Origin of the sequence: Amycolatopsis rhizosphaerae, assembly GCF_007713715.1 — a bacterium.
GTDB classification, from domain to species: domain Bacteria; phylum Actinomycetota; class Actinomycetes; order Mycobacteriales; family Pseudonocardiaceae; genus Amycolatopsis_E; species Amycolatopsis_E rhizosphaerae.
This window is the reverse complement of record NZ_VJWX01000343.1, coordinates 1-7,770: the sequence shown is the minus strand read 5'-3', so window position 1 is coordinate 7,770 and position 7,770 is coordinate 1. Positions and strand designations below refer to the sequence as shown.

4 protein-coding genes and 1 pseudogene are annotated in these 7,770 nt (G+C 69.2%); 3 read left to right on the top strand and 2 right to left on the bottom strand.

Features of this window, described 5'->3' with window-relative positions:
- Positions 1-298 precede the first annotated feature (298 nt).
- The gene (locus FNH05_RS26660; RefSeq protein WP_144591464.1) at positions 299-1,609 is read right to left on the bottom strand and encodes an alginate O-acetyltransferase AlgX-related protein; all 1,311 of its coding nucleotides are present in this window, start codon (positions 1,607-1,609) and stop codon (positions 299-301) included.
- A 58-nt stretch (positions 1,610-1,667) separates the two neighbouring features.
- On the opposite strand from FNH05_RS26660, the gene FNH05_RS26655 reads away from it, so the two are divergent.
- Genes FNH05_RS26655 through FNH05_RS26645 form a run of 3 tightly spaced genes read left to right on the top strand, consistent with a single transcriptional unit; the run spans position 1,668 to position 7,227 of the window.
- Positions 1,668-4,838: a glycosyltransferase gene (locus FNH05_RS26655; protein WP_144591463.1), complete on the top strand. Its 3,171-nt coding sequence runs from the start codon at positions 1,668-1,670 to the stop codon at positions 4,836-4,838.
- Positions 4,839-4,889: 51 nt separating this feature from the next.
- Positions 4,890-6,011: an acyltransferase family protein gene (locus FNH05_RS26650; RefSeq protein ID WP_144591462.1), complete on the top strand. Its 1,122-nt coding sequence runs from the start codon at positions 4,890-4,892 to the stop codon at positions 6,009-6,011.
- A gap of 52 nt (positions 6,012-6,063) precedes the next feature.
- Positions 6,064-7,227, top strand: coding sequence for an acyltransferase family protein (locus FNH05_RS26645; protein WP_144591461.1), 1,164 nt, complete (start codon positions 6,064-6,066; stop codon positions 7,225-7,227).
- Here the strand turns inward: FNH05_RS26645 and FNH05_RS38310 are convergent.
- Positions 7,169-7,770, bottom strand: a pseudogene (locus tag FNH05_RS38310) (hypothetical protein); the annotation flags it as partial. The gene FNH05_RS26645 and the pseudogene FNH05_RS38310 sit on opposite strands and share 59 nt — an antisense overlap.

Genomic DNA, 7,770 nt, shown 5'->3' with positions numbered 1-7,770 from the left:
GTTCGATGATCTGCGTCGCGTTCGCCTGTTCACCGCCCTGGTTGGGCTGGGAACCGGGATCGCCGGAGGTCACCGCGGCGGAAAGGATCTGGTCGCGTCGCGCGCGGTAGGCGTCGGCGGACAGGGTGCCGCTCGCCAGGTCTTCGTCGAGCTTGCGCAACTCTTCCTGCCAGGTCACCCCGGCACCCCCTTCGGGATAGGTGTTCACCGATGCTGACGGGCTCCGCCGCGACAACCGGGAACGGCGAACCGTTCCCGGACCTGCATATTGTGCACCCCGCCATTGGTGCGGTTGTTGCTACCTGGGGTTATTCGCCAGTACCGCGGCGATCTGGTCGATCACGGATTCCTCGAGCAGCGGGCTCGCGCCGCCCGCGGCATTGCGTTCGGCCAGCTCCACCACCACGGTGTCCCGGTCGGCGAGCAACTGGGTGGCTTCGGCCGTGGGGTTCGCCGCCATCGTTTCGGTGTGCACGATGCTGACGTCCTGGAAAGCCGCGGCGAGAAACGGCGATGCGAACTGCGTGAACGAGTCCGCGATCAGCGTGACCTTGCCCCCGATGACACCCTTCCCCGGTTCGGCGGTGTTTTGCTGGAGGTGCAGGGGAGTTCGAAAATCGCTCGCGACGTAGTGCGAGCGATCCGCGGTGCCGTCCGGGGCGAGCGAGTAGGTCTGCAGATGCCGGTTTTCCGATTTTCCGATCAGTGGGGGAAGGTCGGCCGGCCACGGGTTGACCCGTCCCGGTTTCGCCGTCCAGGAGGCGGTGATGCCGGGCTGGAGCCGTTCCGCGAGGGCGTAGGTCATGGTCAGGCCGCCCTCGTAGTTCCAGTGCGTGTCGTTCGGGTCGTACAGCGGGTGGCCGACGCGGGCGGTGGTCGCGGCGAGGCTCGGGCGCAGGTCGATGTTTCCGAGCTGGGTGGCGTCACGCCAGAACTGGTCCGACACCGCTCGCGAACAGTCGCGCCCGGGATAGGAGGCGGGCAGGTGCTCGGGCAGTTCGGTCGACTTGTCCGGGGCGATGATCAGCTCGAAGCGCCGTCCGGACGATTCGACCGCAGCCCGCAACCGCTGGAACGCCCGCACCACCTCCGCGGAGTTCAAGGTGGGCGCGCACTTGTTGCTGACGTCGGCACCCAGGTAGATCCAGCCGTCGGAACCGAAGATCAGGGGCGGGTAGTTCTCCGCCGGAGGGGTCGGCGGCCGTTGGTCCTGCGGGCCGAGCACGCTGGGTCCTCCCTGCGTGCCGGCGCGGCCGGATCCGGGCGGGTCCCCGAAGACCCCGGTGCTGATGCCGTTCGCGGCCTCGACCCCGGCCTGCCGCAGGGGTAGCTGGTCGGTGGCCCATGCGGACAATCCGGTGAAGAACGCCCATCCCGAGCCCAGTGAGGGAAACCCGTGCAGGGCACGGTTTTCGAAGGCGGTGGGCCGCACACCGACCACGAAGGCCAGTGCCGGTACCAGGAAGAAGACGATGGCGGAGACCAGTGCGGTCCGCTGCCGCAGGCTGTGCCGGGGCCGGTAGAGGTTGTGTTCCTTGGGCAGCCAGGATTCCGGAGTGGGAGGCAGACCGCCCGAGCCCGGCGGGTGCGATCGGGTGCCCACCTTCATGGGACGTAGGGTACCGAGCACCGCGGGCCGGTGGTGCCGGTTCGCTAACCTGCTCGGCATGGATGTGGGGACCCCGGGCGAACGACTCATCGAGTGGACCGGCGAACGTTGCGTGCCGTGGACCGACGACCACCAGGTCATCTACGAGCACTACCACCGTTATGCCTTCGCCCTGCGGTTCGTCGCCGGAAAGCGCGTACTGGACCTGGCCAGCGGCGAAGGGTACGGCTGCGCGCTGCTCGGCCGGGCCGCGGCCGCGGTGGTGGGGCTGGAACTGGACCCGGCCGCCGTCGAGCACGCCCGGCGCCGCTACCAGTCCGGAACGGTGGGCTTCGAGGTCGGCTCGATGGACGATCCGGAGGCGCTGTCCGGGGCCGAACCCTTCGACGTGATCACCTGCTTCGAGGCGATCGAACACGTCGAGGCCCAGGAACAGGTGCTGCGACTGGTGCGACGGCTGCTGGTCCCCGGCGGGGTCTTCCTGTGCAGCACGCCCGACATCGAGGTCTACACGCACGACCACGGCAACGAGAACCCGTATCACGTCAGGGAACTGGACGAAGACGGTTTCCGGTCGCTGCTGTCGGGGAGCTTCGCCCACGTCGAACTGCTGCGGCAGAACGTCGCGGTCGGTTCGCTGATCCACGGCGAGGGAACCGGTGGCGAGTTGCACACCATGAGCCGGACCTCGGCCGACGAGTGGTCGGTGCGCGAAGGTGCGCCACACACCTATTTCCTCGCGGTCGCTTCGGACGAACCGGTCGAGAGCCCCGGTGTTTCCGTGCTGGTCGACGAGCACCTGGCCCTCGTCGCCGCGGCGCACGCCGAGGTGGACCGGCTGGCCCAGACCGCGCAGGCCCTGCAACAAGACCTCGAAAGCGTCTCCGAGAAGGCCGAGAGCAGGGCAGCCGAACTGGAAGAGGTCCGGGAAACCGTTCGGCGGGCTGCCGCCGAACGGGACGCCGCGCTGGAGCGGATCCAGCGGGAGCGCGCGGAAAACCGGCAGCTGGCCGCGGAACTCGGCCGAGAGCAGCGCAAGGCCGGGCACGAACAGGCGCGCCTCTCCTGGCTCAGCGAGACCAGCAGCAGCCTGAAGCGCACCGTGCACGAACTGGTGGTGGAGAACGCGCGCCTGCGCGAGGAGCAGTCCGCGCTGGGCCAGCGCCTGATCAACCGCTACCGCACCTCCATCGAGCGGTACGCGCCGCGCGGCACCCGGCGGCGTGACCTGTACGAGCGGGCTTTCGGCCGTCCCACCGGGGTACTGCCCTCGGCGCTTCCGGTGCCCGGCCCGATCGCCGTGACGACCAGCGAACAGCCGATCGTCAGCGTGGTCATCCCGACCTACGGGCACTGGGACTACACCCGTCGCTGCCTGGAATCCATCGAACTCGCGCTGCCGGTCACGCCGTTCGAGGTGATCGTGGTGGACGACGCCTCGCCGGACGACTCGGCCGACCGGGTGGCCGCCTGCCCCGGCGTGCGCCTGGTCCGCGCCCCGCGCAACCTCGGTTTCATCGGCGCCTGCAATCTGGGTGCGGAGCACGCGCGCGGCGAGCTGATCATGTTCCTCAACAACGACACCGAGGTCCGGCCGGGGTGGCTGGACAAGCTGGTCGAGCTCGTCGAGGACCGCGAAGACGTGGGCCTCGTCGGCTCCAAGCTGATCTACCCCGACGGCACCCTGCAGGAGAGCGGCGGGATCATCTGGGCCGACGGGACCGGCTGGAACTACGGCCGCAACCAGCAGGCGAACGAGCCGTGGTTCCAGACCGTGCGCGAGGTCGACTACTGCTCGGGGGCGGCGCTGCTGGTCCGGCGAGACCTCTTCGAGAAGATCGGTGGCTTCGACCCACGTTTCGCGCCCGCCTACTACGAGGACACCGACCTCGCCTTCGCCGTGCGCGCGGCGGGCTACCGCACGATGGTGCAGCCGGCGTCGGTCGTGGTGCACCACGAGGGCGTGTCCAACGGCACCGACCTCGCCTCCGGGGTGAAGCGCCACCAGGAACTGAACCGGACCGTGTTCGCCGACAAGTGGGCCGCGCAACTGGCCGGCCAGCTGCCCGAGGCGAGTCCGCGCAACGTGTGGCTTGGCCGGCAGCGCGGCGCTTCCGGCCACCACGGCGGCCTCGTGCTGGTCGCCGACCACCAGGTGCCGCGGCCGGACGAGGACTCCGGTTCGGTGCGGATGAGCCGCATCCTCGAACTGCTCGCGGACCTGCGCGAGCGGGTCGTGTTCTTCCCGATGAACCACTGGCTTCCGGAGGAGTACACGAAGCTGTTGCACGACCGGGGAATCACGGTGATCGCCGGGGAGGGGCACCAGCGGGAGTTCCTGCGTGAGGCGGGCCCGGCGCTGCGCCTCGCCCTGCTGTCGCGACCCGAGGTGGCCTGGCGGCTGCTCGAACAGATCCGTGGCGTGGCGCCGGACTGCCGCGTCGTCTACGACACCGTGGACCTGCACTTCCTGCGTCTCGAGCGGCAGGCCGAGCTGGCCGCGAAGACCGGTGACGAGGACGAGGCAGCATCGCTGCGCCGCCGGGCCGCCGTCCTGCGGGAACTCGAACTCGGGCTCGCCCGCACCACCGACGTCACGCTGACCGTGTCCGAGGTGGAACGGGAGCTCCTCGGCAAGCTGGTGCCTTCGGCGAAGGTGGAGGTGCTGTCCAACGTGCACACCGCCGACCGTGCGGAAGCGGTGCCGGAAGGGCGTTCCGGCGTGCTCTTCGTGGGCAGTTTCGACCACCTGCCGAACCGCGACGCGGCCCGCTGGCTGGCCGAGGAGATCATGCCGCTGGTGCGGCTCAGCAGGCCCGATGCGGTCGCGCACATCGTCGGCAGCAACCCGCCGGAGGAGATCCGAAACCTCGCCGGGGAAGGCGTGCTCGTGCACGGCTGGGTGCCCGAACTCGCCCCCCACTACCGGCAGGCCCGTGCCGTGGTGGCCCCGTTGCGGTTCGGCGCGGGCGTCAAGGGCAAGGTCGGTGAAGCGCTCGGGCACGGGGTGCCGGTGGTGGTGACCTCGCTGGCCGCGGAGGGGATGCCGTTGGTGCCGGGGGAAAGCGCGCTGCTCGGGGAAACCGCCGCCGAACTCGCGGCCCAGCTGGTCACCCTGCTCGAAGACGACAAGCTGTGGCTGACGTTGTCCGAGCACGGAAAGGCCGCGGTGGCCAGGCAGTTCGGGCCCGAGACCGCACGACGGACACTTGGGACATTGTTACGATAACGCGCACATCGACACACCTTCTGGGGCGAGTCGGCGCATTACCATCGGCCGGTGCGGCCTGAAAGGAAAATCCACGCGAATCCCAATGCGGGTTTCGCCTGGCTCCGCACGATCGGCGCGCTCGTCATCGTCGTCGATCACTGCATCCCGCTGCTGGGGGTGCAAGGGGTGGCGTTCTTTCCCCCGTCCTGGTTCGTCACCCCGGGATACGTGACGCTCATGGCGTTCTTCGCCATGAGCGGTTTCCAGGTCCAGGACAGTTGGCTGCGGGATCCGTCGTGGTGGCGGTACTCGGCCCGCCGTCTGCTGCGCATCGGGCCACCGCTGGTCGTGACGCTCCTGATCACCACGCTGGTGATCGGGCCGCTGATCACCTCGTGGCCGGCGCCCGCCTACTTCGCCCACGTCCAGACCTGGCGTTACCTGGTCGGCACCACCGTGCTGTTCCTCATGCAGCACCAGTTGCCGGGAGTCTTCCTCGGCAACCCGTACCCGTACGCGGTCAACGGCTCGCTGTGGACCCTGCCCATGGAGGTCCTCGCCTACGGGCTGGTCCTCGTGGCCGGGCTGGTGATCTCCTTCGGCGCGCCGCGATTCGTGCTGTTCGTGCTGCTGGGAGGCCTGGTCTGGGGGGACACCGTGCTCGGGGCGACCGAGGCGTACCCGGGCGGCGGCGGTTCCCTGCTGGTCGTGCCGATCGGTTCGCTGGTGGCGTTCCTGGTGCCGTTCGTGATCGGCATGATCCTGCGGACCTACCGGGACAAGATCCCGCTCCGCCCCTGGGTGGCCGTCGCTCTGGTCCTGGCATGGATCCCGTTGACCGAGACCGCGGCCAGTCGCTACCTGCTCGCCGCCATGGCGTCCTACGGCGCGATCACCCTGGCTTCGCACTGGCCATGGCGGTGGGACCGGGGCCGCACCCTGCTCTCCGGCAGTTACGGGATCTACCTGTGGGGATTCCTGATCACCCAGTTGCTGGTCATGGCCGGGGTCCGGCAGTTGTGGCTGCTCATCGCGCTGGCCGTGCCCGCCGCGTTCCTGGCGGGCCAGTTGTCGTGGCGTTTCGTCGAGGAACCGACCCAGCGGCTGCGCCGCTACCTGCGCAAGCCGCCGCCGCGCCCCGAACCGCGGTCCGAGGCGGGGCGGGCGGTGGTCGCGACCCTCTCGCGGTGAATTTCCAACTGGCAGTCCCGGTGAATGGATACGTGCACTACCATCAGCCGCCATGCGGGGCGCTCGGGGGAAGATCTACGCGGATCCCAATATCGGGTTCGCCTGGTTGCGTACGATCGGCGCCGTCACGGTCGTCGTCGACCACTGCTGTCCGCTGCTGGAACCGAACCGGCTGACGATCTTCCCGGCCTCGTGGCACGCGTCCCCGGGATACGTGGCGCTCATGGGTTTCTTCGCCATGAGCGGGTTCCAGATCCAGGACAGCTGGACCCGCGACCCGTCGTGGTGGCGGTACTCGGCCCGCCGTCTGCTGCGGATCCTGCCGCCGCTGGTGGTCGTGCTCTGCACCACCGTGTTCGTGATCGGTCCGCTGGTCACCACCTGGCCGGCCCACGCCTACTGGACCCATGTCCAGACCTGGCGGTACCTGGTCGGGACCACGGTGCTGTTCCTGCTGCAGCACCAACTGCCCGGCGTGTTCACCGGCAATCCCTATCCCTATTCGGTCAATGGTGCGCTGTGGACCCTGCCGATCGAGATGCTCGGTTACGCGCTGGTGCTGCTGGCCGGGGTGCTGATCTCCTTCAGGGTGTCGCGGCTCGTGCTGGTCGGCTTGCTGGGCGGCATGGTCTACGCGGACAGCGTTTTCCAGGCGACCTTCGAGTACCACGGCCGTCCCCTCTCGCTGCTGGTCGTGCCGATCGGTTCGGCGGTGGCGTTCCTGGTGCCGTTCGTGATCGGCATGATCCTGCGGACCTACCGGGACAAGATCCCGCTCCGCCCCTGGGTGGCCATCGTCCTGTTCCTGGCGTGGATCCCGTTGAGCCAGACGGTGGTGAGCCGCTATCTGCTCGCGGTGATGGCGTCCTACGGCGCGATCACCCTGGCTTCGCACTGGCCGAAGCGCTGGGAACGCGCCGGATCACTGGTGTACGGCAGCTACGGGCTCTACATCTGGGCGTTCCCGATCCAGCAGTTGCTGGTCATGGCCGGGGTCCGGCAGTTGTGGCTGCTCATCGCGCTGGCCGTGCCCGCTGCCTTCCTGGCGGGCCAGTTGTCGTGGCGTTTCGTCGAAGAACCGACCCAGCGGCTGCGCCGCTACCTGCGCAAGCCGCCGCCGCGCCCCGAACCGCGGTCCGAGGCGGAAACGACGATGATCATCCAGCGGGGAGCACCTGCCGCAGCGCCGTCACCGTCGAGTCGAGGTGCTGGCTGAGCCGGGAGGCGGCCAGTCCGCGCGGCTGGGAGACCCACACGACCACGGCCGTGTCGCCCGAGGCGTACCACGTGCCGCGCATCGCGCGGGTGCCCTTGATGCCGTTCGCCACCGGCGCGGTCGGCGGTGCGGAGGTCACGGCGGTGAATCCGCCGGTCAGGGCGCCGTTGTACATGTAGTCGACGATGGCCTTCGCCTTCGCCGGGTCACCCGCCTGGATGGCGAGCACGAAGTAGTTGTCGTCGCCCTGCGATGAGCCCCGGTACACGACCTGCTGGACGCCGTTACGGGTGAAGGTGTCCGCCGCCTGCGCGGGGTACAGCTCGAGCTCCACCCCCTTGGCCACCGAGACGGTCGAGTTGTTGACGTCCGGCGTGCCCGGCAGCGTGGGCATGCGGTTCTCCAGCGGAACCGCCGGCGTGGGAGTGTCGGCCATGCTCGTGACGGGTGCGGACGTGTTCGCCGGGTTTTGGGAGGTGCCCCGGGCGCCGAGGAACCAGGTCGCGGCGACGATCATGGCGAGGACCAGGAACAGGCCCAGCG

Bases quoted from the DNA above. Each gene is read 5' to 3' on its own strand.
- FNH05_RS26660 (WP_144591464.1), bottom strand. From the start codon at position 1,609: ATGAAGGTGGGCACCCGATCGCACCCGCCGGGCTCGGGCGGTCTGCCT.
- FNH05_RS26655 (WP_144591463.1), top strand. From the start codon at position 1,668: ATGGATGTGGGGACCCCGGGCGAACGACTCATCGAGTGGACCGGCGAA.
- FNH05_RS26645 (WP_144591461.1), top strand. From the start codon at position 6,064: ATGCGGGGCGCTCGGGGGAAGATCTACGCGGATCCCAATATCGGGTTC.